The 292-nt window shown below is 58.9% G+C and carries 1 pseudogene; it reads right to left on the bottom strand.

Going from position 1 to position 292, the window contains the following annotated elements:
- Positions 1-231: pseudogene (locus AC0IY1_RS25365) on the bottom strand (ISL3 family transposase); the annotation flags it as partial.
- Positions 232-292 lie beyond the last annotated feature (61 nt).

Genomic DNA, 292 nt, shown 5'->3' with positions numbered 1-292 from the left:
CAGCAATATCGTGGGCCGCCAACCGAAGGGTTCATGGCCCAGCCGCCGGGTCACAGTATCCCGCGGGATGCCCTCGCACCCACATCTGGAACACCACTCATCAGCATCCACCACACGGCAGGTAATGACAGCACGATCAGGGTACAGACACTGCCCAGTGGCTTCCAGGCCGAGCTCATCGAGGCGACAGAATGTGGTCAGGTCAGGGCGCTGGAGAGTAGCGTTGGACATGAGGGCCTTGCGGTAGAAAATTCAAGATCTAGACAATCTGATTCTCTCCCGAGGCCCTCAC

Source organism: Methylobacterium sp. AC690, from assembly GCF_979256535.1.
Note: the sequence above shows the minus strand (reverse complement) of the source record. Positions and strands in the feature narration are given on the sequence as shown.